Here is a 24,588-nt window from a genome sequence, read left to right as displayed (position 1 = left end):
GCGCGATAAGGTTGTACGCAGTCAAAAAGGCGCATCTTCGGATGCGCCTTTGCGTTTAAAAGAGGGAAATCCTGCCTGGGGTGGGATTGAAAGGTTTCTAGAGAATTTCGGAGTTGTGTTATGGCTGGCCATTCCAAGTGGGCGAACATCAAGCACCGCAAAGAGCGTCAGGATGCCAAGAAAGGCAAGATCTTCACCAAGTGGATTCGCGAACTGACCGTCGCAGCCCGCCAGGGCGGCGGTGACCCAGGCTCCAACCCACGCCTGCGCCTGGCGTTGGACAAGGCCCTGGGCGCCAACATGAGTCGCGACATCATCGACCGCGCCGTGGCCCGTGGTGCGGGTGCGGCGGATACCGACGATATGGTCGAACTGACCTATGAAGGGTACGGCCCGGGCGGTGTCGCGGTAATGGTCGAGTGCATGACCGACAACCGCAACCGCACTGCAGCTGCCGTACGCCATGCGTTCAGCAAGTGTGGCGGCAACCTGGGTACGGATGGTTCGGTGGCCTATCTGTTCGAGCGCAAGGGGCAGATTAGCTTCGCGCCGGGGACGGATGAAGATGCGCTGATGGAAGCCGCAATGGAGGCGGATGCCGACGACGTGGTGACCAACGAAGACGGCTCCATCGACGTGTTTACCTCGTTTGCCGGTTTCTACGCGGTGCGTAACGCTTTGGAAGCTGCTGGCTTCAAGGGCACCGACGCGGAAATCGTCATGCTGCCGACCACCAGCGCCGAACTGGACCTGGATGGCGCGCAAAAGGTGCTCAAGATGTTGGATATGCTTGAAGACCTGGATGATGTGCAGAACGTGTATTCCAATGCCGACATCCCGGAATCCGTCGCCGAACAGCTAACTTAAGCGCGATGAAAATCTAATGTGGGAGCTGGCTTGCCTGCGATAGCGGTTTATCAGATACAGAATTTCTGACTGAAACACCGCTATCGCGGGCAAGCCCGCTCCCACATTGGATCTATATGTACCCATAAACCCGCAGGCGTTATGACTTTAATCCTAGGTATCGACCCCGGTTCGCGCATCACCGGCTTTGGCGTGGTGCAGCAGACGCCGCGTGGCTGCATCTACGTCGCCTCGGGGTGTATCCGTACCGGCGCTGGCGAGCTGGCCGAGCGCTTGCAGATTGTCTATCGCGGCGTGCGCGAAGTGATCCAGACCTACGGGCCGGTGACCATGGGCATTGAAAAGGTGTTCATGGCCAAGAACGCCGACTCGGCCCTGAAGCTGGGCCAGGCCCGTGGCGCAGCCATTGTTGCCGGGGCGGAGGAGGGTATGGAAATCGCTGAATACACCGCGACCCAGGTCAAGCAGGCCGTGGTCGGCACCGGTGCGGCCAATAAAGAGCAGGTGCAGATGATGGTCATGCACATGCTCAAGCTCACGTCAAAACCACAGATCGATGCCTCTGACGCGCTGGCCATCGCCATTTGCCATGCCCATACCCGTTCCAGCCTGCTGCCCCACGGCCTCGGTACGGCACGCAGTCGTGGCGGGCGCCTGCGTCTCTGATAGCATCAGCGCAATCGTTATGGTCGGGCCTCGATCTGACCTCAAGCTTTAAGGATCTGAACCGTGATTGGACGCTTGCGCGGCACCCTGGCTGAGAAACAGCCGCCGCACCTGATTCTGGATGTAAACGGGTTGGGGTATGAGCTGGAAGTGCCCATGACCACCCTGTATCGCCTACCGTCGGTCGGTGAACCGATAACCTTGCACACCCATCTGGTGGTGCGCGAAGACGCGCAACTACTCTATGGTTTCATTGGCAAGCGCGACCGGGACTTCTTCCGCGAGCTGATCCGCCTCAATGGTGTCGGCCCGAAATTGGCCCTGGCATTGATGTCGAGCCTGGAAGTGGACGAGTTGGTGCGTGCCGTTTCGGCCCAGGACACCTCGGCACTGACCAAGGTGCCGGGGGTCGGCAAGAAAACCGCCGAACGCCTGCTGGTAGAGCTCAAGGACCGCTTCAAGGCCTGGGAAGTGGTGCCAAGCATGTTTGCCCTGGTACCCAACCAGCCGGATCTGCCGGCGGCGCAGGTTGCCAGTGCCGAAAGCGACGCCGTCAATGCGCTGATTTCCCTGGGCTACAAGCCCCAGGAAGCCAGCAAGGCAGTGTCAGCCATCAAGGACAAGAACCTGAGCGCCGAAGACATGATCCGCCGAGCCCTGAAGGGAATGATTTAAGTGATTGAAGCTGATCGTCTGATTGCAGCCACCGGCCCTCGCGACCGTGAAGAGGTCCAGGATCGGGCCATTCGCCCCCTGAGCCTTGCCGACTACATCGGCCAACCCACCGTGCGCGAGCAGATGGAGTTGTTCATCCAGGCGGCGCGCGGGCGTGCCGAGTCCCTGGACCACACGTTGATCTTCGGCCCGCCGGGGTTGGGCAAGACCACCCTGGCCAATATCATCGCCCAGGAAATGGGGGTGTCGATCAAGAGCACCTCCGGCCCGGTGTTGGAGCGCCCGGGCGACCTGGCCGCGCTGTTGACCAACCTTGAGCCCCATGACGTGCTGTTCATCGACGAAATCCACCGGTTGTCGCCCATCGTCGAAGAGGTGCTGTACCCGGCTATGGAAGATTTCCAGCTGGATATCATGATTGGCGAAGGGCCGGCTGCGCGCTCGATCAAGCTGGATCTGCCGCCGTTCACCCTGGTTGGCGCCACCACCCGTGCGGGTATGCTGACCAACCCGTTGCGAGACCGTTTCGGCATTGTTCAACGTCTAGAGTTCTATAGCACTGCCGACCTTGCGACGATTGTCAGTCGTTCGGCGGGGATTCTCGGTTTGCCGCTCGATCCGGAAGGTGCCTTTGAGATTGCCCGGCGCGCCCGTGGCACGCCACGGATCGCCAACCGCTTGCTGCGCCGGGTACGGGACTTTGCCGAAGTGCGAGCCAAGGGGCATATCACCAAGGCCGTGGCCGACCTGGCGTTGAACCTGCTGGACGTTGATGAACATGGTTTCGATCATCAGGACCGGCGCCTGCTGTTGACCATGATCGAAAAATTCGATGGTGGGCCGGTGGGCGTGGACAGCCTGGCCGCTGCCATCAGTGAGGAGCGCCATACCATCGAGGATGTTTTGGAGCCTTACTTGATTCAACAGGGTTACATCATGCGTACACCGAGGGGCCGTGTGGTCACGCGCCATGCGTATTTGCACTTCGGGCTAAACATTCCGTCACGATTGGGGGAGATGCCTGTGGTAGACGAATTCCTCGATGCAGTGGACGATTAAAAAGGCATGGCGAGTCGATTTATTCGACGTTTGTGCTGTCCTAGTGGCTGGCGTCGTCATTCTTTCGTTAGAAATGTTGCAGAGAATGAAAAACAGTTGCCTGGCCGGATTGGCAACCTGAGGAGTAAGCACTAGAGTATGCGCGCGCAAAACGGGGATCAGTCGTTCGCACATCGCTGTCGCGTTTATTACGAGGACACCGATGCGGGCGGCATCGTGTATTACGTCAACTACCTGAAATTCATGGAACGGGCTCGAACCGAGCGGCTGCGGGAGCTGGGCTTTGCCCAATCCCAGCTTGCAGGGGAGGACCTGTTATTTGTCGTGCATTCCAGCGAGGCCCGTTACCACGCGCCGGCGCGACTGGACGATGAGTTGCTGGTCAGCGCCGAAGTAATCGAATTGAACCGTGTCAGCCTGCGCTTTAAACAGCAGGTCAGGCGGGCAACGGATGCAACGCTGCTCTGTGAGGGGCAGTTCCTGGTGGCGTGTGTGCGCACCAATAGTTTGAAACCCCGGGCCATTCCCGAAGCTTTACGTGCGGCCTTTGCCGGCGTGAGCGGCGCCGGTAAACAATCAGAGCAGGAGATTTAGCGTGGAACCTACCGTCGTCGACCATTCCTCCATGTGGAGCCTGGTCAGCAATGCCAGTGTCGTGGTTCAACTGGTGATGCTGACCCTGGTAGCCGCATCGGTTACCTCATGGGTCATGATTTTTCAGCGCAGCAACCTGCTGCGTGCCGGTCGACGTGCCCTGGAGAGCTTCGAAGAGCGCTTCTGGTCGGGTATCGACCTGTCCAAGCTGTATCGCCAGGCAGGCAGCAACCCAGACCCGGATTCGGGCGTAGAACAGATCTTCCGCGCCGGGTTCAAGGAATTCTCCCGCCTGCGCCAGCAGTCCGGCGTTGACCCGGAAGCGGTCATGGAAGGCGTGGCCCGTGCGATGCGCGTCGCGATCTCCCGTGAGGAAGAAAAGCTCGAACAGAGCCTGCCGTTCCTCGCAACCGTCGGTTCGGTCAGTCCGTATATCGGTCTGTTCGGTACCGTATGGGGCATCATGAACTCCTTCCGTGGCCTGGCAACGGCCCAGCAAGCGACCCTGGCCACCGTGGCCCCGGGTATCGCCGAAGCGCTGATCGCCACTGCCATCGGCCTGTTCGCTGCAATCCCCGCAGTAATTGCCTACAACCGTTTCGCCGCCACCAGCGAAACCCTGATTGGCCGTTACTACACCTTCGCCGATGAATTCCAGGCGATCCTGCACCGTAAAGTGCACACCAGCGAAGAATAAGCAGGTAATTCCCAATGGCTTTAATCGCTCGAGCTCGCAAAAAGCGCAAGCCGGTCGCCGAGATGAACGTAGTGCCTTACATCGACGTGATGCTGGTGCTGCTGGTGATCTTCATGGTGACCGCGCCGATGCTCAATCAGGGTGTGAAGGTTGATCTGCCCAAGGTTTCCAGCGAAGCCTTGCCGCAGGACAACAACACCCAGGTCCTGACCATCTCGATCAAGGCTGACAAGACCTATTACTGGAACCTTGGCAGCGAAGTCGACACCCAGAAGCAACAGGACAAGGCCATGACCTTGCCGCAAATGACCGACGCGGTGACCAAGATCATCCGCGCCGGCAATGAAGGCGGCAAGCACACCCAGGTGTTCATCCGCGGTGACAAGTCGGTCGACTACGGCTCCGTCATGGGCGCCATGGGCGGGCTGCAGAAGGCCGGGGTCGGTAATGTTGGCTTGATTACCGAGGCGCCCTGATGCAGCAACAGCGAGAGCCGTCCGCCTCGGAAAGCTTCTTCTGGCCTAGCGTCTGGGCAATTGCCCTGCACGTTCTGGTGTTTGGCATGCTGTTTGTCAGCTTTGCCATGACGCCGGAGCTGCCGCCAGCCAAGCCGATCGTGCAGGCGACCCTGTATCAGCTGAAATCGAAGAGTCAGGCCACCACCCAGACCAATCAGAAGATTGCGGGTGAGGCCCAGAAGTCGGCTGCGCGCCAGACTGAAGTCGAACAGATGGAACAGAAGAAGGTCGAGCAGGAAGCGGTGAAGGCTGCTGCGGAACAAAAGAAAGACGAGGCGGCTCAAAAGGCCGAAGAATCGAAAAAGGCTGACGAAGCCAAGAAGGCCGACGAGGCGAAAAAGGCTGATGAAGCCAAGAAAGCCGAGAAAGCTGCCGAAGCTAAAAAAGCCGAAGAGAAACAATTGGCTGATATAGCCAAGAAGAAATCTGAAGAAGAAGCCAAGAAAGCGGCTGAAGAAGAGGCCAAGAAAAAGGCCGCTGAAGAAGCCAAGAAGAAGATAGTCGAAGACGCGAAGAAGAAAGCCGCCGAAGACGCCAAGAAAAAAGCTGAAGCAGACGAGGCGAAGAAGAAAATCGCCGATGACGCGAAGAAGAAAGCTGCCGCCGATGCCTCGAAGAAAAAGGCCCAGGAAGCAGCGCGTAAATCCGCCGAAGATAAAAAGGCCCAGGCCTTGGCTGATTTGCTTTCCGACACGCCGCAACGTCAGCAAGCTTTGGCCGATGAACGTGGTGATGAAGTCGCGGGCAGTTTCGACGACCTGATTCGGGCGCGGGCAGCAGAGGGCTGGACACGTCCACCTTCGGCACGCAAAGGCATGACAGTGGTGCTGCAGATCGGCATGTTGCCGGACGGTACGGTGACTTCGGTCAGCGTGGCCAAGTCCAGTGGCGACGGTTCGTTCGACAGTTCAGCGGTTGCAGCGGTCAAGAACATTGGCCGGTTGACCGAGATGCAGGGAATGAAACCAAGCGACTTCGCTCCCTATCGTTCATTCAAGATGACATTCACACCTGAGGATCTAGCCTTGTGAGAAACCTTCTTCGAGGAATGCTTGTCGTTATTTGCTGTATGGCAGGGATAGCGGCGGCGGATGAAAAGAACATCCTGGTAACCAGCGGTAGCGATCGGGCGACCCCGATTGCAGTAGTGCCGTTTGGTTGGCAGGGCGGTAGCGTACTGCCGGACGATATGGCGGAAATCATTGGTAATGACCTGCGCAACTCGGGTTACTACGCGCCCGTTCCGAAGCAGAACATGATCAGCCAGCCGACCCAAGGCAGCGAAGTGATCTACCGTGACTGGAAAGCCCTGGGCGCCCAGTACCTGATGGTAGGCAGCATCGTGCCAGCGGGCGGTCGCCTGCAGGTGCAATACGCCCTGTTCAACGTGGCCACCGAGCAGCAAGTGCTGACCGGTAGCGTGTCGGGCAGCGTCGACCAACTGCGGGACATGGCGCACTACATCGCCGACCAGTCGTTCGAAAAACTGGTGGGTATCAAAGGTGCGTTCTCTACCCGCATGTTGTACGTGACGGCTGAGCGTTTCTCGGTGAACAACACGCGCTACACCCTGCAGCGTTCGGACTACGACGGTGCCCGGGCAGTGACCCTGCTGCAATCGCGCGAGCCGATCCTGTCGCCGCGTTTTGCGCCGGATGGCAAGCGTATCGCCTATGTGTCGTTTGAACAGAAGCGTCCGCGCATCTTCGTCCAGCACATCGACACCGGCCGCCGTGAGCAGATCACCAACTTCGAAGGTTTGAACGGTGCACCAGCCTGGTCGCCGGATGGCAATCGCCTGGCATTCGTACTGTCCAAGGACGGTAACCCGGATATCTACGTGATGAACCTCGGTTCGCGCCAGATCACCCGTGTCACTTCCGGCCCTGGCATCAACACTGAACCGTTCTGGGGCAAGGATGGTTCGACCATCTACTTCACATCAGACCGTGGCGGCAAACCGCAGATCTATAAGAGCAGTGTTGGCGGTGGTGGTGCAGAACGTGTGACCTTTATCGGCAACTACAACGCCAATCCGAAGCTTTCGGCCGATGAAAAGACCCTGGTAATGATCCATCGCCAGGATGGTTTCACTAATTTCAAGGTGGCGGCCCAGGATTTGCAGCGCGGAAGCGTAAAAATCCTCACAGATAGCACTCTTGATGAGTCGCCTACTGTTGCGCCCAACGGCACCATGGTAATCTACGCCACCCGCCAGCAGGGCCGGGGAGTCTTGATGCTCGTGTCCATTAATGGACGCGTAAGGCTCCCGCTTCCTACCGCACAAGGCGAAGTCAGAGAACCGTCCTGGTCCCCTTACCTGAACTGACGCGGCGCTACAAAAAGAAGTACTTAACACACTGGGGTTCATTAGGAGTTTCACGATGGAAATGCTGAAGTTTGGTAAGTTTGCTGCTCTGGCTCTGGCTCTGTCCGTAGCCGTTGGTTGCTCGTCTAAAGGCGGCGACAATGCCGGTGAAGGCGCAGCTGTTGATCCAAACGCTGGTTACGGCGCCAACACTGGTGCAGTTGACGGCTCCCTGAGCGAAGAAGCTGCTCTGCGCGCGATCACCACTTTCTACTTCGAATACGACAGTTCGGACCTGAAGCCAGAAGCCATGCGCGCTCTGGACGTTCACGCGAAAGACCTGAAAGGTAACGGCGCTCGCGTTGTACTGGAAGGCAACACCGACGAACGTGGTACTCGTGAGTACAACATGGCACTGGGCGAGCGTCGTGCGAAAGCCGTTCAGCGCTACCTGGTACTGCAAGGCGTTTCCCCAGCTCAGCTGGAACTGGTTTCCTACGGTGAAGAGCGTCCAGTTGCTACCGGCAACGACGAGCAATCCTGGGCTCAAAACCGTCGCGTCGAACTGCGTAAGTAATTCGTCATGCGAACGTGCCGTCGTGTTGTAACCGTATTGGCTCTCAGCCTCGCACCGCTTGCGGTGTGGGCTGCGGTTCCCGTGGAAGATAGCAACTCTGGCTATAACAATAGTGGGAGCAGCTATCCACCTGCAGGTTATGGCACGAACGGCGCCTATGCGGGGGGAGCGGCCACGGCCGCTCCTTCGGCACAGGGCGAACTGTTCAACCAACTGCAACGCATGCAGGATCAATTGGCGCAGCAACAAGGCACCATTGAAGTTCTGCAGAATGAGGTGCGTCAGCTCAAGCAAGAAGGCCTGGAGCGTTACCAGGATCTTGACCGACGTATAGGAACCGGCGTTACACCAGCCGCTACTCCTGATAATTCTTCTGCCGGTGGCGCCGCAAGCGCCGCCGGTGGTGCAGCCGCAGGCGCCACACAGGCCCCTGCCGCCAGCAGCGAACCGGCTGACCCGGCGAAGGAAAAGCTGTATTACGACGCAGCCTTCGACCTGATCAAGGCCAAGGATTTCGACAAGGCCAGCAAGGCGTTCACCGCTTTCCTGGGTCGTTATCCAAACAGCCAGTATGCGGGCAATGCCCAGTACTGGTTGGGTGAGGTCAACCTGGCCAAGGGTGATTTGCAGGGTGCAGGCCAGGCGTTTGCCAAGGTCAGCCAGCTTTACCCCAAGCACGCCAAGGTGCCAGATTCGCTGTACAAACTGGCTGATGTAGAACGCCGCCTGGGTCATACCGACAAGGTCAAAGGCATTCTGCAGCAAGTAGTGGCCCAATACCCGGGCACATCTGCCGCCCAGTTGGCCCAGCGCGATTTGCAGCGTTTGTAAGCATTGCTGATCCGCTTGGAAGAAACCCGCGCCTGTCGCGGGTTTTTTCGTTAGAATCCACGCCCTTTTATGAAATACGCTTTTTGGGGTTCACGCTTTGCCGGGATCCCATGAAGTGCCTGACGGAGGCGGACAGCCTGTTTAGCTGTTACGCCCGTGGCGACTATGCAAGACACATTACGCATCACCGAAGTTTTTTACTCGTTACAGGGTGAAACGCGCACTGCCGGCCTGCCCACAGTATTTGTGCGCCTGACCGGTTGCCCGTTGCGCTGCCAGTACTGTGACAGTGCCTACGCGTTCAGCGGCGGCACTATTCGTACCCTCGACGACATCCTGGAGCAGGTGGCAGGCTACAAGCCGCGCTACGTCTGTGTTACAGGCGGCGAGCCGTTGGCCCAGCCCAATGCCATTCCTTTGCTCAAGCAGCTGTGTGACGCCGGTTACGAGGTGTCCCTTGAAACCAGCGGTGCCCTGGATATTTCCGCAGTCGATCCTCGCGTCAGCCGAGTGGTTGACCTGAAGACGCCGGACTCCAAGGAAGCGCATCGCAATCGCTATGAAAATATCGAGTTGCTCACCGCCAACGACCAGGTCAAGTTCGTCATCTGTTCACGGGACGACTATGACTGGGCCAATTCCAAGCTGATCCAGTACGGTTTGGACCGACGCGCCGGCGAGGTGCTGTTTTCTCCAAGCCACCATGACTTGAACGCTCGCGACCTGGCTGATTGGGTGGTCGCGGACAACCTGCCGGTGCGCCTGCAATTGCAGCTGCATAAATATCTTTGGAACGACGAGCCAGGACGCTGAAATGACTGAACAAACCACTGAGCAAAAACGTGCCGTAATCCTGCTGTCTGGCGGCCTCGACTCCGCCACCGTGGTGGCGATGGCACGTGCCGAGGGTTACAGCTGCTATACCATGAGCTTCGACTATGGCCAGCGCTCCCATGCCGAGTTGCACGCTGCCGCCCGTGTCGCCCGCGACCTCGGCGTGGTGGAGCACAAGGTGATTGGCCTGAACCTCAACGGCATTGGCGGCTCGGCCCTGACCGACAGCACCATCGACGTGCCTGAGGCGCCCACTGAGGGCATCCCGGTCACCTATGTACCGGCACGCAACACCGTGTTCCTGTCGCTGGCCCTGGGCTGGGCAGAGGTACTCAATGCCCGCGACATCTTTATCGGCGTCAATGCCGTCGACTACTCCGGCTACCCGGACTGCCGTCCAGAGTTCGTCGAGTCGTTCGAGCGCATGGCCAACCTGGCGACCAAGGCGGGCGTAGAAGGGCACGGCTTCCGTATCCAGGCGCCACTGCAAAACCTGAGCAAGGCGGATATCGTCAAGGCAGGTGTAAGGCTTGGTGTCGACTACTCGCTGACTGTTTCCTGCTACCAGGCAGACAATGACGGTCGTGCATGTAGGAAATGTGACAGCTGCCGACTGCGTGCAGAAGGCTTCCAAGCGGCCGGAATTACTGACCCAACGCGTTATTTCTGATTTATTTAAAATAAGGTGTTGAATAATCCTTAGAAATCAGTATTATACGCGCCACCACACAGCGGGTCGTTAGCTCAGTTGGTAGAGCAGTTGGCTTTTAACCAATTGGTCGTAGGTTCGAATCCCACACGACCCACCATTTTTGGCGGTTTAGAAAATCCGGAAGGCCCACGCAAGTGAGGATTTCCGGGTTTTTTTTTGCCTTGTACAAAGGCAAGCGTAGGGCTCTCTGAGGAGCGTGACGTACTGCTTGCACGGCCTCCTCAGCAAATACAATTTCAGGCTCCCCACCTCATCCCCTTCCTGTTACCGCCCCAAACCATATGACTACGCCTGAAGTCTTAGGGCGCTGATGATGAAAGCATGAAGGCTATTGACCGCCTTAGACCCGCGAGAGGCTCGGCTACGTAAAATCGAAACTTCCATAGGTTCAATGTTCCCTAAGCCGTGCTCGCTACTTAAGACGTGAAGCGAGGCCTGTACGCTGCACTGAGTGATTGCGGCAATAGCGAGCCCGCCCTCGACTGCGGCCACCTGGCCAGCAAGGCTGGAGCTGTTGTACACCACCTTGAATTCGCGCCCCTGCTGGGTCAGTGAGTTCACTGCATAACGCCGGGCCAGGCTTTCACTTTCGTAGACTGCGATAGGCACCGGGTCTCGCCTCCACAGTTCGAACTGGGGTGAGCCCACCCAAACCATGGGTTCTTTGAAGAGAAATGTTCCGCTTTGAGGCGAGTCCCTGGACACCAGCGCCAGATCAAGATCGCCGCTTCGCACACGCGGGATAAGCGTGGTCGATTGTTCACAGGTCAGTTCTATTTCCACGCCTGCGTAACGCGGCGAAAAGCGCTTCAGCACCGGAGTGAGATACTTGGCCGCGTAGTCCTCCGCGACGCCAAGGCGGATTCGTCCGGTCAACTCTTCACCATGAAAAGCCGCTTGGGTCTCGGCGTGCAGTGCGAGCATGCGACGGGCGTAGCTCAGCAGTGTCTGGCCGTCAGCGGTCAGTTGAAAGTGCCTCGGGCCACGACTCAACAACCGCCGTCCAAGCGCGGCCTCGAGTTTCTTCATCTGCATGCTGACGGCGGACTGCGATCTGTTTACCTCGTGGGCTGCGCCAGATAGCGAACCTGCATCCACCACTGCCACGAAGCACTTGAGCCAATCGATCTGCAAATCACTGGCAGGCATCGCTGTTACCTCTATTCGTTAATCGAATGGCTAAGACGTGAATTATGCGCTTTTTATGATGGCTGCTCACCCGCAAGATACTGGCCTGAACCAACACATACTGGATCTGATTATGCCATTTGAGACCTGGTTGCTCTATCTGTTTACCTGCTGCGGCATAGCGGTAGTACCAGGGCCCAATGCGTTATTGGTGCTAACCCATGGAGCTATTCACGGGAGTCGCAAAACGCTGTTCACTATCACCGGTGGCGTGCTCGGCTTTGCCGTGGTGCTTTCGCTTTGCGCGTTGGGATTGGGCGCACTGATCCAGGCGTCGGCCACCTGGTTCACAGCCTTGAAGGTGGGCGGCGGGCTCTATCTGATCTGGTTGGGCTTCGGGCTGTGGCGGGCTGCACCCGTCAGCCTTGATACGACCGGCACAACAACCTTGCAACGTTGGTCACTGTTCCGCCAAGGGCTGGTATCAGCCATTTCAAACCCTAAGGCACTGCTGCTATTCATGGCGTTTATCCCGCCGTTCCTGAATCCCCACAGAAGCATCATCGCGCAGACGATCGTCATCGCGCTGACTTACGCGGTCGTGGAGTTCGCCGTTGAGTATCTAGTGGCCAGCGCTGCGCACCGGGTCAGGCCTTGGTTAGCCCGAACCGGGCGCAGATTCAATAAAGTCTGTGGTGGGTTTTTTGTACTTTTCGGGTTGGCCCTGCCCATCCATACCTGAAGCCACGGCTACCCGTATCAGACGGGATTCTGACCACAAATGTGGTGACAGTTGATGCGCTCAGGTTGCGCATTGCCGCTCACGACTTGCGCTGGTAAACCGGCCGCCTTGTCTGGCTTTCAGCCCCGGCGCCCATTCATCCACGGGCTGTAGTCCACCTGCACATAACCCAGGGGCAGGCCTTTAGGGTGGTTGGCAAATCCCGGCATCTGGCGCAGGTCCAGCCGTTTGCACTGCGTGGCGAGGCGTTGCTGCAACGCGCTATCTGCCTTGAACCCCTGTGAGCGGAACGGGCTTTGATTCAGGTTGACCATGCACTCACTCACTTTGCCCTGTGCGTCGGCAATGAAGTGGAAGCTGGCGACGCCAATGCTCTGGATGTCATGCCCTGCAAACAGTTGTTCGCGGAAGAAACGGATCTGCCTATAGAGGTCGATTCGGGTTTTCTGCAGTTGCTGCTGTTCTTCCGAGAGCCCAATCAGAGGGGTGAACACCATGGGGGCGACAATCACCTGGGAATCCTCGTTATCAGCGAAGGCCTTTTGTGAGACCTCGGGAAACAGTGTGGTCCAGCACAGCTCGGTGACCAGTTTGGCCAGCTTGGCCTGACGCAGTTGGTTCTGGCCCTCGTTGGGCAACAGCGTTCCGCGTTGGGTTGAGCAGTCCACTACATGGTTCTGCGTGTCGACGGTCATGACCATATTCATCACACCTGTCAGCTCCTGTTCATTGGCGGCCAGGGCATAACTGCGCAGTATTGTTTTGAACGAGTTGACGAACTTTGCGTATTCCTGTCGTCCCTGTGCCTGTTCTGCTAGCTGCTCTGGCGTTTGACTCTGGCAGCCGGACAGTGACAGTAGGCTTGCACCGAACAAGGCCAGTAGCCAGCGGGATGAAGAAGGCGCGTTGAATTCCATTTCTTGGGGGCTCATACACAATGGATTGGAGAAAATGTAGACGGGAACCATTCTCACCCATCGGGCGTTAAAGTGCGATTCGAAATAACGAAAAGCATGCCACTAGGACCTTTGGTTTTAAAAGCTGACACGGGATGTTGTAGTGGTTTGCTCTGTAGACCTCAGGCGTCTATATTTGAGTCTGTAGATTAATTTGAGGTGGCACCATGAGCCTGGCCCTACAAGTACAGCCCTTTACCCGCGAGCAATGTGTCGCCGGACTACGGGCGGCCGTGAGCATCCTGGAAAAATGGCGGGCCAGCAGCGACCAGGCCTGCCGCATCTTGCGCATCTCGCGTAGTACCTACACCCGCGCCCGGCAGTGCGATGCCGCCTGGTCCGTGAGCCTGGATGCCGATCAGATGCAGCGCATCAGCTTCGTGCTGAATATCCACGCCACGCTGCGCATGGTGTTCGATAACCCCGAGAACGTGTACGGCTTCCCCGCTATGCCCAACGACAACCTGTTTTTCAACGGCCGCTCGCCTCTGGAGATCATGGCCCAGGGCGATATGATTTCCCTGTACGAAACCTTCCGGCGCATCGATGTGCTGCGTGGCGCGCAATGGTGAGGGCCAGCCAGTTGGGCGATCTGCCCGGGGGGCAGTTGCAGGCCTATCGCCTGGTCAATTCAAAATTCCCGCCGATTGCCTTATTTGACGATGTGGCGGATGCCGAGGAGTTTGAGGCGCTTTATCAGATCCAGGCCCTGACCAACCCGCGACTGGGCAATGAGGTCGGGCGGATCGAGCTGATAGCCCGTAGGGAAATCCCGTTCGGGATTGTGGGATGTTCCTACGCAATTGCGCCGTTCACCCACGTCAACCCGGCAGGGTCGCGTTTCAGCGCGGGTGATTTTGGTGTGCTGTACCTGGCGGCCACTATCGAGACGGCACTGGCAGAGGTGCGTCACCACCAGAACCAGTATTGGTCCGGGGTCCGTGGCCTTAATTATGAGCGTTTTGTGTTTCGCGCACTGGCGTGTAGTTTTGCCGGCGACTCGATGAAGGATGCGACGTCGGTGCCTATGAGCGACCCGATCTACGACCCTGACGACTACAGCCACGCCCAGCGCTTGGGTGGCGAGTTGAAGAAGGCCGGTTGTCCCGGCCTTCGTTACCTGTCGGTGCGCTCAGAGGGCGATCACTGCTGGGCCTTGCTGACACCCCGGCCGGTGTCGTCGATTGTCCAGGCCTCCCATTATGAGATGGTCTGGAATGGCCAGATCACCAGTGTCAGCCAGATCCGCGAAGCCTGACTCTGGCGAGTCAGATCTGCCCGCGCACCAGGATTGACTCATCGATCTGCGCAATCGACGTAACCCCGGTCAGGGTCATGGCCACGCGCATTTCCTTGGCAAAAATATCCAATAGATTCTCCACGCCGCGCTGGCCATCAGCGGCCAACGCGTAGGCGGGCGCTCGTCCCAGCAACACACCCCGGGCGCCCAGGGCGAGCATGCGCACCACATCCAGCCCCGAGCGCACCCCAGAGTCCACCAGCACCGTGAGGTCGCTGCCAACCGCCTGGGCAATCTCAGGCAACGCCTTGGCGGTAGACAGCACGCCATCGAGCTGGCGGCCGCCATGGTTGGACACGACGATACCGTCGGCCCCGAAGCTCACCGCATCCTTGGCATCCTGTGGGTCGAGGATGCCCTTGATGATCATTGGGCCCTTCCAGAACTCGCGGATCCATTCCAGGTCTTTCCAACTGATGGACGGGTCGAAGTTGGTGGCCAGCCAGCCGATGTAGTCTTCAAGGTGGGTTGGTTTGCCGAGGTATTTGGAAATATTGCCCAAGTCGTGGGGGCGGCCCATAAGTCCCACGTCAAAAGCCCAGGCTGGCTTGGTCACGGCCTGCAACATGCGCCGCTGGGCGGCGTACGGGCCGGACATCCCGGAGTGAGCATCGCGGTAGCGGGCACCGGGGGTTGGCATGTCGACGGTGAACACCAGGGTTTTCACCCCGGCGGCCTGGGCGCGCTCCAGGGCGTTCTTCATGAAGCCGCGGTCTTTGAGCACATAGAGTTGAAACCAGATCGATTGCGCGGTCTGCGATGCGACTTCCTCGATCGGGCACACGGAAACGGTCGACAGGCAAAAAGGGATGCCTTTATTGGCCGCCGCGTTCGCCACCTGGACTTCCCCGCGCCGGGCAAACATGCCGGTCAGGCCTACCGGGCTCATGACCACCGGCATCGCCAGCGGTTGGTCGAACAGCGTGGTTTCCAGGCTCAGGCTCTCGACGTTGCGCAGGACGCGCTGGCGCAGGCTGATGTCTGCCAGGTCCGAGCTGTTGGCCTTGAGGGTGTGCTCGGCGTAGGCGCCACCGTCAATGTAGTCGAACAGGAAACGCGGCAGTTTGCGGCGTGCGGCTTCGCGGTAATCCGATGCAGACGAAATGATCATGAACAGTGAGGCCCCGGAATAAGGAAAACGGTGGGTGGAGGATAGTCAAAGGCTTTTCATGGTAAAAACAACTTTTACAACTTAATTCAAGTCGCAAATGGAATAGTCATGAACCTGCGAACGCTGCGAGCCTTTGTCGAAGTGGTGCGCCAAGGCAGTTTCTCACAAGCGGCCGAGATGGTTTCGCTCACGCAATCGAGCGTCAGCAAAGCGGTCAAGACCCTGGAAGAGGAGCTGGGCACGCCGCTGTTCAGCCGTATCGGCCATAAGAGTGAACTGACAGCCGCCGGCGAGATTGCCTACCGCCGCGCCCTGGTGCTGCTCGCCGAGCGCAGCGACCTGGTGGCCGAGATCAATGACCTGCTGGGTCTCAAGCGTGGCGTCTTGCGCATCGGCCTGCCGCCGGTGGGCAGTGGTGAGTTGTTTGCGGCGATGTTTGCCGAGTACCGCCAGCGTTACCCGCAGATCGAGATCGAGCTGATCGAGCATGGCAGCAAGAAGCTGGGCGAGTGCCTGCAAGCGGGGGAGGTGGATGTCGCCGCGCTGCTGGTGCCGGTGGAGGGCGAGTTCGAGTATCAGGACGTGCGCGTCGAGCCGTTGATGGTGGTCCTGCCCAGCAGCCATCCATTGGCCGGGCGCAAAAGTGTGGATTTTTCCGACTTGTCCGACTCACCATTCATACTCTTCGAGGCTGGATTTGCCCTGAACCGCATCATTCTTTCCGCCTGCGAGCGTCGGGGTGTCTCGCCGAAGGTTTCTGTGCGCAGTGCCCAGATCGACTTTATCGTCGACCTGGTCGGCGCGGGCCTGGGCGTTGCCTTCCTGCCGCGCATGCTGGCCTATAAACACCTGCATGCCGGCATTGCGTTGATTGCGTTGGATGAACCCCGGACCGACTGGCATATAGCCCTGACCTGGCGGCGTAATGCTCACTTGCCGCCGGCTGCGCGAGCCTGGTTGGATCTGGCCAGGGAAATGGGTAATGTCCCTGCGCCATATTAGGCTTTTGAATCCAATCGATATTCTGTAGCCTTGCGCAGCTTCACCCGTGCTTGATGAACACAATCACTTCGTCCGGCGGCGCCCGAAGGGCTCCAGAGCCGGTGGTACACTCGACTTTCGCGCAACTGCGCCTGTAGGTCTTGCGAACATGACGCAAATTTCCGAACGCCTTCTGGTCCAAGCCCACCTCGATGCCAAGCAACCCAAGGTGCTCAGTGCCGAGCAAGAGGCAAGCTTACGTTCTGCCATCGCTGCCGAGCTCAAGGCTCAAGACGCGGTACTGGTGGCGCACTTTTACTGCGACCCGGTGATTCAGGCCCTGGCTGAAGAAACCGGCGGCTGTGTTTCCGACTCCCTGGAAATGGCCCGCTTCGGCGCCGCCCATCCGGCCAAGACCGTACTGGTTGCTGGCGTGCGCTTCATGGGCGAGACGGCGAAAATCCTTACCCCCGAAAAACGGATCCTGATGCCGACCCTGGAAGCCACGTGCTCCCTGGACCTGGGTTGCCCGGTGGAAGAGTTTTCGGCGTTCTGCGACCAGCATCCGGAGCGTACCGTGGTGGTCTACGCCAACACTTCGGCGGCAGTCAAAGCCCGTGCGGATTGGGTGGTGACCTCCAGTTGCGCCCTGGAAATCGTCGAAAGCCTGATGGATAACGGCGAAACCATCATCTGGGGCCCGGACAAGCACCTGGGTACCTATATCCAGCGCCAGACCGGTGCCGACATGCTGCTGTGGGACGGTGCGTGCATCGTCCACGAAGAGTTCAAGTCCAAGCAGTTGGAAGACATGAAGGCGCTGTACCCGGATGCAGCGATCCTGGTGCACCCGGAGTCACCAACCTCGGTGATCGAGTTGGCCGATGCCGTGGGTTCTACCAGCCAGTTGATTGCGGCGGCGCAGCGTTTGCCGAACAAGACGTTTATCGTCGCCACTGACCGTGGCATTTTCTACAAGATGCAGCAGCTGTGCCCGGACAAGGTCTTTGTCGAGGCGCCCACCGCCGGTAATGGCGCGGCATGCCGCAGTTGTGCGCATTGCCCGTGGATGGCGATGAATACCCTGGAGCGCACGTTGCAATGCCTGCGTGAAGGCAGCAACGAGATCTTCGTCGAACCCTCGTTGATCCCCCATGCCGTACGCCCGCTCAAGCGCATGCTGGACTTTACCCAGGCGGCCCGCCTGAAGCTGGCCGGCAACGCCTGATCCAAGGCTGCCACAACCAAACTGTAGGAGCAGGCAAGCCTGCTGCTACAGTTTGATTTGCATCGTTTGGCGCTATTTCTTTTTCTTCGGGATTCGCACCAACTGCGTGTCCGAATAAATGTCATGCCAGGCCCGCTGTTTCTTGTCCACCAGCGACCAGATAAACCCCAGCCCTGCGCACAACCACGACGCAATCGATACCACAAACCGCAACAGCGCCTGCCATAGGCTGATGCGCGAGCCGTCCGCGTTCTGCACGCGCACGCCCCACACTTGCATACCCAGGGTCTGCCCGGAATGGGTCCAGAACTTGGCAAAGAAGCCAAACAGTACAAAAAACAGAATCGTCGACAGCAGCGGATCACCGTCCAGAGCGCCGGACTCCGAGAGCGTGCGCATTTTTGCCTCGCCCACAAACGCGATCCACACCAGCTTGTAGAGGAAGGCGGTAACGATCAGCAGGGCGGTACACAACAGGAAGTCATAGAACATCGCTGCCAGACGACGGCCCAGGCCAACGGCGGGGAATTCGCCTTGGGGGCTTAGCAGGTGTTTCGACATGGCTCGGCTCTCTGGAGGAAAAAAGCCATTTTACGGACAAACGCACATAAAAAAGCCTCTGATGTCACCATCAGAGGCTTTTTGTCGCAGTAAGGATCAGGCTTCTGCTTGTACTTCGTCCGCTTGCATGCCTTTTTGGCCCTGCACAGCGATGAAGGTCACTTTCTGGCCTTCTTTGAGGCTCTTGAAGCCGTTGCCCTGGATAGCGCGGAAATGCACGAACAGATCCGGACCGCTTTCTGGAGTGATAAAACCAAAACCTTTCTCGTCGTTAAACCACTTGACGGTACCGCTCTGACGTTCAGCCATTTTCTTATTTCCTTGACGCTAAAAATTAATGACAGCCCCTTTCACATGAAAGAGTACTGGGCTGGGTTGCAGGAAAGTAAGAGACGTCGAACGGGTTGTAGCACAACTACTTCAGCTACTGCCCAGGTCCAGGTTCCAAGCGACCCATGCAAACACAGTGGGCAAACTCTACGCCAACTAACACAGGAAAAACAAGCCCTCTGCAAGCCACGTATTTACTAGCCCTGCTCGCACTTAGGGCAATATTGCCGCAGGGTGTTATTCGATAGATTGAGTCACTTGTTATAGGTTGATCGACATAACATTGACTATCGTCGGCGCACTGTTTTATGGCGGTTGTGTTACAGATTAGTGCAAGTGAACACAACCGCGTTACTTATAGGAACAGTCAATCAGCCACGATAGTAACGCTGTGGCACGAATGGCATTTTACTTACACGAAGTGGCACCTTTTTCCCACGCACCAACGCAGAGACTTCGCTATCCAACGCGGTGAAGGCCATGTCGAGGTAGCCCATGGCGAGCGGGCCGCCCAGGCTTGGGCCAAAGCCGCCGCTGCACACGGTGCCGATCACGGTGCCGTGGTCGTCGACAATCTCTGCCCCTTCACGCACCGGCGTGCGCTCCTGTGGCAACAAGCCAACGCGCTTGCGGCTGATACCGGTCTGCTGCTGGGTGAAGATCCGGTCTGCGCCCGGGAAGCCACCGGCACGCGCACCATCAGCACGGCGGACCTTGGAGATGGCCCACAGCAGGCTGGCCTCAATCGGGGTAGTTTCGCTGTTCATATCGTGCCCATAGAGGCACAGCCCGGCTTCCAGGCGCAGGGAGTCTCGAGCGCCCAGGCCAATGGCCGCTACTTCTGTTTCGGCCAGCAGACTGCGCGCCAGGCTCTCGGCGTTGGCCGCGGGGACGGAGATTTCAAAACCGTCTTCGCCGGTATAACCGGAACGGCTGACATAGCACTCCACCCCCAGCAGGCGCAGGGGGGCGAACTGCATAAAGGTCATCTTGGTCACTTCCGGGGCCAGGCGCGCCAGCACCTTCACCGCCGCCGGGCCTTGCAAGGCCAACAGGGCGCGCTCTTCAAACAGCGGCTCGATCTGGCAGTGCTCGCCGATATGCTGGCGCAGGTGGGCCAGGTCTTGATCCTTGCAAGCGGCGTTGACCACCAGGAACAATTCATCGTTACCCAGGTTGGCGACCATCAGGTCATCGAGGATGCCACCCTGGTCGTTGGTGAACATGGCGTAGCGTTGCATGCCCACTGGCAGGTCGATGATATCAACGGGCACCAGGGTTTCCAGGGCCTTGGCGGCATTGGCCCCGGTCAGGCGGATCTGGCCCATGTGCGACACATCGAACAACCCGGCCTGTTCACGGGTGTGCAAGTGCTCCTTCATCACACCCAGTGGGTATTGCACCGGCATGTCATAGCCGGCGAACGGCACCATGCGTGCGCCCAGTTCAAGATGCAGGGCGTGCAGTGGGGTTTTCAACAGGGTTTCGGTGGACATATTCAGCTCCTGAAAAACGTGCTGGCGCGTTTATAAGCATCAGCACTCGATAATGTTGACGGCCAAACCGCCACGGGCGGTTTCCTTGTATTTGCTTTTCATATCGGCGCCGGTCTGGCGCATGGTGCGGATCACCTTGTCGAGGGACACGAAATGCTGCCCATCGCCGCGCAAGGCCATGCGCACCGCATTGATCGCTTTCACCGAACCCATGGCATTGCGCTCGATGCAGGGCACCTGCACCAGGCCGCCAATCGGGTCGCAGGTCAGGCCGAGGTTGTGCTCCATGCCGATCTCGGCGGCGTTCTCCACTTGAGAGACGCTGCCGCCCAACACTTCGCACAGCGCGCCCGCCGCCATCGAACAGGCCACGCCAACTTCACCCTGGCAACCGACTTCGGCGCCGGAAATCGAGGCGTTTTCCTTGTACAGAATGCCGATGGCAGCGGCGGTGAGCAGAAAACGCACCACGCCGTCTTCGTTCGCGCCGGGGATAAAACGCATGTAGTAATGCAGTACGGCGGGCACGATCCCCGCAGCGCCGTTGGTGGGCGCCGTGACCACGCGCCCGCCGTTGGCGTTTTCTTCGTTGACCGCCAGGGCGTACAGGTTGACCCAGTCCAGCACCGACAGCGGGTCGCGCAGGGCGGATTCGGGGTTCTTGCACAACTGACGATGCAGCGCGGCGGCGCGACGTTTGACCTTCAAGCCTCCCGGCAGGATTCCTTCATTGCGACAGCCTGCGTCCACGCAGTCCTGCATCACCTGCCAGATCTTCAGCAGGCCGCTGCGGGTCTCGGCTTCCGGGCGCCAGGCGCTTTCATTGGTCAGCATCACCTGGCTGATGGACAGCCCATAGGTGGTGCAATGGCCAAGCAAATCCTTGGCATGTTTGAACGGGAAGGTCAGGGGCGTGGCGTCTTCGACGATCCGGTCGGCGCCGGCAGCGTCTTCATCCACCACAAAACCGCCGCCGACCGAGTAGTACTCGCGGCTGCGGATCTGGATGCCGGCAGCGTCAAACGCACGGAAGATCATGCCGTTGGGGTGATAGGCGAGGGGTTTGCGAATCATCGCCAGGTGTTCTTTCTCGTTGAACGCAATGCTGTGTTCACCGAGCAGGTTCAAGCGCGCGTCGCTGCGCATCTGCGCCAGGCGTGCGGCCACGGTTTCAGTGTTCACGGTGTCTGGGTGTTCGCCCTCCAGGCCCAGCAACACGGCCTTGTCGCTGCCGTGGCCTTTGCCGGTGGCGCCCAGTGATCCATAGAGCTCCACCTTGACGCAGGTGGTGGCGTGCAGCAGGTCGTCACGCTTGAGGCCTTCGGCGAATCGGGCTGCGGCGCGCATCGGGCCAACGGTGTGAGAGCTTGAGGGGCCGATGCCAATCTTGAACAGGTCGAACACGCTTAAAGACATGAGTGGTTCTCCGGTTTCTTATTATGTGGCGGGTACAATCGGTCCAATTGTGGGAGCGGGCTTGCTCGCGAATGTGGAGTGTCAGTTGATGCATCTGGTGACTGAACCACCGCATTCGCGAGCAAGCCCGTCACTCAGTCAGATCAGGCGTAGCTCTCGATCGACGGGCACGCACACACCAGGTTGCGATCACCAAACACGTTATCGACCCGGCCAACCGGCGGCCAGTACTTGCCTTCGATCAACGACGCCACCGGGTACACCGCTTGTTCGCGGCTGTACGGATGGCTCCATTCACCGACGATTTCGGCAGCGGTGTGCGGTGCGTTCTTCAGTGGGTTGTCATCCTTGTCCAACGTGCCGTTTTCCACTGCGCGGATTTCTTCGCGGATGGCGATCATGGCGTCGCAGAAACGGTCCAGTTCTTCCTTGGATTCACTTTCGGTCGGCTCGATCATCAAGGTGCCGGCGACCGGGAACGACATCGTCGGTGCATGGAACCCAAAGTCGATCAGGCGCTTGGCCACGTCATCGACGCTGATACCGCTGCTGTCCTTGAGCGGGCGCAGGTCGAGGATGCATTCGTGTGCCACCAGGCCGTTGCTACCGGTGTACAGCACCGGGTAGTGCTCTTCCAGGCGACGGGAAATGTAGTTGGCATTGAGGATTGCCAACTGCGAAGCGCGCTTGAGGCCCGCGCCGCCCATCATGCTGATGTACATCCAGGTGATCGGCAAAATGCTTGCGCTGCCGAATGGCGCCGCGCACACCGCGCCTTCCTTGCGTTCCATGGCCGCGTGGCCGGGCAGGAACGGCGTGAGGTGTGACTTGACGCCAATCGGGCCAACGCCCGGGCCGCCACCGCCGTGGGGGATGCAAAAGGTCTTGTGCAGGTTCAGGTGGGACACGTCGCCGCCGAACTTGCCAGGGGCGCACAGGCCGACCATGGCGTTCATGTTGGCGCCGTCGATATACACCTGGCCGCCGTTGTCGTGGATGATCCCGCAGATTTCGCGGATGCCTTCCTCGAACACGCCGTGGGTCGATGGGTAGGTGATCATCAGCGCGGCGAGGTGTTCGCGATGCTCGATAGCCTTGGCGCGCAGGTCTTCAATGTCCACGTTGCCGCGGGCGTCGCACGCGGTGACGACCACGCGCATGCCGGCCATGTTGGCGGTGGCCGGGTTGGTGCCGTGGGCCGACGATGGGATCAGGCAGATATCGCGGCGTTCTTCGCCACGGCTCTGGTGATAGGCACGGATTGCCAAGAGGCCTGCGTACTCACCCTGGGAACCGGCGTTCGGTTGCAGGGAGATGGCGTCGTAACCGGTGGCCGCGCAAAGCATGGCTTCCAGTTCGCTGGTCAGTTGCAGGTAGCCGGCGCTTTGTGCGGCCGGGGCGAACGGGTGCAGGGCGCCAAACTCGGCCCAGGTCACCGGGATCATTTCACTGGCAGCGTTGAGCTTCATGGTGCACGAGCCCAGCGGGATCATGGTGCGATCCAGTGCCAGGTCCTTGTCGGCCAGCTTGCGCAGGTAGCGCATCAACTCGGTTTCGGAGTGATAACGGTTGAACACCGGGTGGCTGAGGATCGGCGACTGACGCAGCAGTGCGGCGGGCAGGGTGCTGTCGACGCTGGCGGCCAGGGCGGCGAAGTCTGGCAGGGCTTTACCGCCTGCGAACACGCTCCACAGGGTTTCGATATCGGCTTGGGTGGTGGTTTCGTCCACCGACAGGCCCAGGCGTGCCGCGTCCACTACGCGCAGGTTGATGCGCTGGGCGCGGGCCTTGTCGTGCAGGGCAGCGGTGTTGGCGCCGGTGGCCAGGGTCAGGGTGTCGAAGAACGTCTCTTGTTCAACCGTGAGGCCCAGCGCGCTCAAGCCATTGGCCAGGATCGCGGCCAGGTGATGGATACGCGTAGCGATCTGCACCAGGCCTTTGGGGCCGTGGTACACCGCGTACATGCTGGCGATGTTGGCCAGCAGCACTTGGGCGGTGCAGATGTTGCTGGTGGCTTTCTCGCGGCGGATATGTTGCTCGCGGGTTTGCATGGCCAGGCGCAGGGCCGGCTTGCCGAAACGGTCCACGGACACCCCGACCAGACGGCCCGGCATATCGCGCTTGAACGCATCCTTGGTGGAGAAGTACGCCGCGTGCGGGCCACCAAAGCCCAGCGGCACGCCGAAGCGTTGGGCACTGCCGATGGCCACGTCGGCACCGAACTCGCCCGGTGGGGTCAGCAGGGTCAGGGCCAGCAGGTCCGCGGCCACCGCCACCAGGGCGTTGGCGGCGTGGAAGCGTTCGGTCAGTTCGCGGTAGTCGAATACGTCACCGTTGCTGGCCGGGTATTGCAGCAGGGCGCCGAAGAACGGGCTGACGTCGGTCAGCTCGCGCTCATCGCCCACCACCACATCAATGCCCAGCGGCTCGGCACGGGTGCGCAGCACGTCGAGGGTCTGCGGGTGGCTGTGCACCGAGGCGAAGAAGGCGTTGCTGCCTTTGTTCTTGCTCAGGCGCTTGCAGAAGGTCATGGCTTCGGCGGCGGCGGTGGCTTCGTCGAGCAGGGAAGCGTTGGCGATCGGCAGGCCGGTGAGGTCGCTGATCAGGGTCTGGAAGTTCAGCAGCGCTTCCAGGCGGCCCTGGGAAATCTCTGGCTGGTACGGCGTGTAGGCGGTGTACCAGGCCGGGTTTTCCAGCAGGTTGCGCAGGATCGGCGACGGCGTGTGGCAGTTGTAGTAGCCCTGGCCGATGTAAGTCTTGAACAGTTGGTTCTTGGCCGCGATGGCCTTGATCGACGCCAGGGCATCGGCTTCGCTCAGGCCGTCGCTCAGCCCCAGCACGGCGGTGCCCTTGATGCTTTCCGGGATCACGCTGGCGCTCAGGGCTTCGAGGGAATCAAAGCCCAGGGTCGCAAGCATCTGCTGCTCGTCGTCCTGGCGCGGGCCGATATGGCGGGCGATAAATTCGTTGGCGGTGGTCAATTGAACGGTCATGGCACGCT

General features: G+C 59.3%; 26 protein-coding genes and 1 tRNA gene. 19 read left to right on the top strand and 8 right to left on the bottom strand.

Translation table 11 applies throughout. The annotated features are described in order from the left end of the window. Window positions 1-120: 120 nt before the first annotated feature. From C5F71_RS05805 to C5F71_RS05740, 14 genes are all read left to right on the top strand, one after another. On the top strand, window positions 121-867 hold the full coding sequence (locus C5F71_RS05805; RefSeq protein WP_070994434.1) for a YebC/PmpR family DNA-binding transcriptional regulator: 747 nt from the start codon (window positions 121-123) through the stop codon (window positions 865-867). A gap of 141 nt (window positions 868-1,008) precedes the next feature. Further along, entirely contained in the window at window positions 1,009-1,533 is a 525-nt protein-coding gene (gene ruvC / locus C5F71_RS05800) for a crossover junction endodeoxyribonuclease RuvC (RefSeq protein ID WP_005790910.1), read from the top strand. A 63-nt stretch (window positions 1,534-1,596) separates the two neighbouring features. Continuing rightward, window positions 1,597-2,208: a Holliday junction branch migration protein RuvA gene (ruvA, locus tag C5F71_RS05795; protein ID WP_029300310.1), complete on the top strand. Its 612-nt coding sequence runs from the start codon at window positions 1,597-1,599 to the stop codon at window positions 2,206-2,208. Next, window positions 2,209-3,267, top strand: coding sequence for a Holliday junction branch migration DNA helicase RuvB (gene ruvB / locus C5F71_RS05790; RefSeq protein ID WP_029300308.1), 1,059 nt, complete (start codon window positions 2,209-2,211; stop codon window positions 3,265-3,267). It abuts the gene before it with no gap. 138 nt (window positions 3,268-3,405) lie between these two features. Then, window positions 3,406-3,861: a tol-pal system-associated acyl-CoA thioesterase gene (gene ybgC / locus C5F71_RS05785; protein WP_029300306.1), complete on the top strand. Its 456-nt coding sequence runs from the start codon at window positions 3,406-3,408 to the stop codon at window positions 3,859-3,861. Between the two features lies 1 nt (window position 3,862). Next, the gene (tolQ, locus tag C5F71_RS05780; RefSeq protein ID WP_029300305.1) at window positions 3,863-4,558 is read left to right on the top strand and encodes a protein TolQ; all 696 of its coding nucleotides are present in this window, start codon (window positions 3,863-3,865) and stop codon (window positions 4,556-4,558) included. Window positions 4,559-4,581: 23 nt separating this feature from the next. Continuing rightward, on the top strand, window positions 4,582-5,034 hold the full coding sequence (gene tolR / locus C5F71_RS05775) for a protein TolR (RefSeq protein WP_162473200.1): 453 nt from the start codon (window positions 4,582-4,584) through the stop codon (window positions 5,032-5,034). After that, the gene (tolA, locus tag C5F71_RS05770; protein ID WP_029300302.1) at window positions 5,034-6,107 is read left to right on the top strand and encodes a cell envelope integrity protein TolA; all 1,074 of its coding nucleotides are present in this window, start codon (window positions 5,034-5,036) and stop codon (window positions 6,105-6,107) included. Before tolR ends, tolA begins: the two co-directional genes overlap by 1 nt. 17 nt (window positions 6,108-6,124) lie before the next feature. Beyond that, a complete protein-coding gene (tolB, locus tag C5F71_RS05765) occupies window positions 6,125-7,405 on the top strand; it encodes a Tol-Pal system beta propeller repeat protein TolB (RefSeq protein WP_177410398.1) in 1,281 nt (426 codons plus the stop codon). Between the two features lie 55 nt (window positions 7,406-7,460). After that, window positions 7,461-7,961: a peptidoglycan-associated lipoprotein Pal gene (gene pal / locus C5F71_RS05760; protein ID WP_029300299.1), complete on the top strand. Its 501-nt coding sequence runs from the start codon at window positions 7,461-7,463 to the stop codon at window positions 7,959-7,961. Window positions 7,962-7,967: 6 nt separating this feature from the next. Then, window positions 7,968-8,792 (top strand): tol-pal system protein YbgF, encoded by an 825-nt coding sequence (gene ybgF, locus C5F71_RS05755; RefSeq protein WP_092237813.1) that lies wholly within the window; start codon window positions 7,968-7,970, stop codon window positions 8,790-8,792. A gap of 165 nt (window positions 8,793-8,957) precedes the next feature. Further along, window positions 8,958-9,605 (top strand): 7-carboxy-7-deazaguanine synthase QueE, encoded by a 648-nt coding sequence (gene queE / locus C5F71_RS05750; protein WP_029300296.1) that lies wholly within the window; start codon window positions 8,958-8,960, stop codon window positions 9,603-9,605. A gap of 1 nt (window position 9,606) precedes the next feature. Then, entirely contained in the window at window positions 9,607-10,296 is a 690-nt protein-coding gene (gene queC / locus C5F71_RS05745; RefSeq protein WP_029300294.1) for a 7-cyano-7-deazaguanine synthase QueC, read from the top strand. A 63-nt stretch (window positions 10,297-10,359) separates the two neighbouring features. Continuing rightward, window positions 10,360-10,435, top strand: a tRNA-Lys gene (locus C5F71_RS05740). A gap of 188 nt (window positions 10,436-10,623) precedes the next feature. Here the strand turns inward: C5F71_RS05740 and C5F71_RS05735 are convergent. Beyond that, entirely contained in the window at window positions 10,624-11,487 is an 864-nt protein-coding gene (locus C5F71_RS05735; RefSeq protein ID WP_070994432.1) for a LysR family transcriptional regulator, read from the bottom strand. Window positions 11,488-11,599: 112 nt separating this feature from the next. Here C5F71_RS05735 and C5F71_RS05730 point away from each other — a divergent pair, with 112 nt between their 5' ends. Beyond that, window positions 11,600-12,208, top strand: a complete 609-nt coding sequence (locus tag C5F71_RS05730) for a LysE family translocator (RefSeq protein ID WP_104912598.1) — start codon at window positions 11,600-11,602, stop codon at window positions 12,206-12,208. 119 nt (window positions 12,209-12,327) lie between these two features. Here the strand turns inward: C5F71_RS05730 and C5F71_RS05725 are convergent, their stop codons facing one another. After that, window positions 12,328-13,125: a hypothetical protein gene (locus C5F71_RS05725; RefSeq protein WP_029300288.1), complete on the bottom strand. Its 798-nt coding sequence runs from the start codon at window positions 13,123-13,125 to the stop codon at window positions 12,328-12,330. A gap of 206 nt (window positions 13,126-13,331) precedes the next feature. On the opposite strand from C5F71_RS05725, the gene C5F71_RS05720 reads away from it, so the two are divergent. Together C5F71_RS05720 and C5F71_RS05715 are read left to right on the top strand one after the other, a co-directional pair. Then, on the top strand, window positions 13,332-13,736 hold the full coding sequence (locus C5F71_RS05720) for an antitoxin Xre-like helix-turn-helix domain-containing protein (RefSeq protein WP_104910787.1): 405 nt from the start codon (window positions 13,332-13,334) through the stop codon (window positions 13,734-13,736). Further along, the gene (locus C5F71_RS05715; RefSeq protein WP_092237807.1) at window positions 13,730-14,422 is read left to right on the top strand and encodes an RES family NAD+ phosphorylase; all 693 of its coding nucleotides are present in this window, start codon (window positions 13,730-13,732) and stop codon (window positions 14,420-14,422) included. The genes C5F71_RS05720 and C5F71_RS05715 overlap by 7 nt, the downstream gene beginning before the upstream one ends. A 10-nt stretch (window positions 14,423-14,432) precedes the next feature. Here the strand turns inward: C5F71_RS05715 and lldD are convergent, their stop codons facing one another. Continuing rightward, window positions 14,433-15,575 (bottom strand): FMN-dependent L-lactate dehydrogenase LldD, encoded by a 1,143-nt coding sequence (gene lldD, locus C5F71_RS05710; protein WP_070994429.1) that lies wholly within the window; start codon window positions 15,573-15,575, stop codon window positions 14,433-14,435. A 108-nt stretch (window positions 15,576-15,683) separates the two neighbouring features. Here lldD and C5F71_RS05705 point away from each other — a divergent pair, with 108 nt between their 5' ends. Next, window positions 15,684-16,577 (top strand): LysR family transcriptional regulator, encoded by an 894-nt coding sequence (locus C5F71_RS05705; RefSeq protein ID WP_104910786.1) that lies wholly within the window; start codon window positions 15,684-15,686, stop codon window positions 16,575-16,577. A 148-nt stretch (window positions 16,578-16,725) separates the two neighbouring features. Continuing rightward, window positions 16,726-17,784, top strand: coding sequence for a quinolinate synthase NadA (nadA, locus tag C5F71_RS05700; protein WP_029300280.1), 1,059 nt, complete (start codon window positions 16,726-16,728; stop codon window positions 17,782-17,784). Between the two features lie 72 nt (window positions 17,785-17,856). Here the strand turns inward: nadA and C5F71_RS05695 are convergent, their stop codons facing one another. The 5 genes from C5F71_RS05695 to gcvP all read right to left on the bottom strand — a co-directional run bounded on the left by C5F71_RS05695 (window position 17,857) and on the right by gcvP (window position 24,580). Further along, complete coding sequence (locus C5F71_RS05695) at window positions 17,857-18,345, bottom strand: RDD family protein (RefSeq protein ID WP_029300279.1); 489 nt, start codon at window positions 18,343-18,345, stop codon at window positions 17,857-17,859. 96 nt (window positions 18,346-18,441) lie between these two features. Further along, window positions 18,442-18,654 carry a cold-shock protein gene (locus C5F71_RS05690; protein WP_029300277.1) on the bottom strand — a complete coding sequence of 71 codons (213 nt, stop codon included), beginning with the start codon at window positions 18,652-18,654 and terminating at the stop codon, window positions 18,442-18,444. A 392-nt stretch (window positions 18,655-19,046) separates the two neighbouring features. Next, window positions 19,047-20,171 (bottom strand): glycine cleavage system aminomethyltransferase GcvT, encoded by a 1,125-nt coding sequence (gene gcvT / locus C5F71_RS05685; RefSeq protein ID WP_104910785.1) that lies wholly within the window; start codon window positions 20,169-20,171, stop codon window positions 19,047-19,049. Window positions 20,172-20,210: 39 nt separating this feature from the next. Next, window positions 20,211-21,587 (bottom strand): L-serine ammonia-lyase, encoded by a 1,377-nt coding sequence (locus C5F71_RS05680; RefSeq protein ID WP_029300275.1) that lies wholly within the window; start codon window positions 21,585-21,587, stop codon window positions 20,211-20,213. A gap of 143 nt (window positions 21,588-21,730) precedes the next feature. After that, on the bottom strand, window positions 21,731-24,580 hold the full coding sequence (gene gcvP, locus C5F71_RS05675) for an aminomethyl-transferring glycine dehydrogenase (RefSeq protein ID WP_104912597.1): 2,850 nt from the start codon (window positions 24,578-24,580) through the stop codon (window positions 21,731-21,733). Window positions 24,581-24,588 lie beyond the last annotated feature (8 nt).

The sequence above is a fragment of the Pseudomonas sp. LG1D9 genome (genome assembly GCF_002949995.1).
Taxonomy (GTDB): domain Bacteria; phylum Pseudomonadota; class Gammaproteobacteria; order Pseudomonadales; family Pseudomonadaceae; genus Aquipseudomonas; species Aquipseudomonas proteolytica.
Note: the sequence above shows the minus strand (reverse complement) of the source record. Positions and strands in the feature narration are given on the sequence as shown.

Coding starts and splice junctions, on each gene's coding strand:
- C5F71_RS05805 (WP_070994434.1), top strand. CDS start 121: ATGGCTGGCCATTCCAAGTGGGCGAACATCAAGCACCGCAAAGAGCGT.
- ruvC (WP_005790910.1), top strand. CDS start 1,009: ATGACTTTAATCCTAGGTATCGACCCCGGTTCGCGCATCACCGGCTTT.
- ybgC (WP_029300306.1), top strand. CDS start 3,406: ATGCGCGCGCAAAACGGGGATCAGTCGTTCGCACATCGCTGTCGCGTT.
- tolA (WP_029300302.1), top strand. CDS start 5,034: ATGCAGCAACAGCGAGAGCCGTCCGCCTCGGAAAGCTTCTTCTGGCCT.
- tolB (WP_177410398.1), top strand. CDS start 6,125: ATGCTTGTCGTTATTTGCTGTATGGCAGGGATAGCGGCGGCGGATGAA.
- pal (WP_029300299.1), top strand. CDS start 7,461: ATGGAAATGCTGAAGTTTGGTAAGTTTGCTGCTCTGGCTCTGGCTCTG.
- ybgF (WP_092237813.1), top strand. CDS start 7,968: ATGCGAACGTGCCGTCGTGTTGTAACCGTATTGGCTCTCAGCCTCGCA.
- queE (WP_029300296.1), top strand. CDS start 8,958: ATGCAAGACACATTACGCATCACCGAAGTTTTTTACTCGTTACAGGGT.
- queC (WP_029300294.1), top strand. CDS start 9,607: ATGACTGAACAAACCACTGAGCAAAAACGTGCCGTAATCCTGCTGTCT.
- C5F71_RS05735 (WP_070994432.1), bottom strand. CDS start 11,487: ATGCCTGCCAGTGATTTGCAGATCGATTGGCTCAAGTGCTTCGTGGCA.
- C5F71_RS05730 (WP_104912598.1), top strand. CDS start 11,600: ATGCCATTTGAGACCTGGTTGCTCTATCTGTTTACCTGCTGCGGCATA.
- C5F71_RS05725 (WP_029300288.1), bottom strand. CDS start 13,125: ATGGAATTCAACGCGCCTTCTTCATCCCGCTGGCTACTGGCCTTGTTC.
- C5F71_RS05720 (WP_104910787.1), top strand. CDS start 13,332: ATGAGCCTGGCCCTACAAGTACAGCCCTTTACCCGCGAGCAATGTGTC.
- C5F71_RS05715 (WP_092237807.1), top strand. CDS start 13,730: ATGGTGAGGGCCAGCCAGTTGGGCGATCTGCCCGGGGGGCAGTTGCAG.
- lldD (WP_070994429.1), bottom strand. CDS start 15,575: ATGATCATTTCGTCTGCATCGGATTACCGCGAAGCCGCACGCCGCAAA.
- C5F71_RS05705 (WP_104910786.1), top strand. CDS start 15,684: ATGAACCTGCGAACGCTGCGAGCCTTTGTCGAAGTGGTGCGCCAAGGC.
- nadA (WP_029300280.1), top strand. CDS start 16,726: ATGACGCAAATTTCCGAACGCCTTCTGGTCCAAGCCCACCTCGATGCC.
- C5F71_RS05695 (WP_029300279.1), bottom strand. CDS start 18,345: ATGTCGAAACACCTGCTAAGCCCCCAAGGCGAATTCCCCGCCGTTGGC.
- C5F71_RS05690 (WP_029300277.1), bottom strand. CDS start 18,654: ATGGCTGAACGTCAGAGCGGTACCGTCAAGTGGTTTAACGACGAGAAA.
- gcvT (WP_104910785.1), bottom strand. CDS start 20,171: ATGTCCACCGAAACCCTGTTGAAAACCCCACTGCACGCCCTGCATCTT.
- C5F71_RS05680 (WP_029300275.1), bottom strand. CDS start 21,587: ATGTCTTTAAGCGTGTTCGACCTGTTCAAGATTGGCATCGGCCCCTCA.
- gcvP (WP_104912597.1), bottom strand. CDS start 24,580: ATGACCGTTCAATTGACCACCGCCAACGAATTTATCGCCCGCCATATC.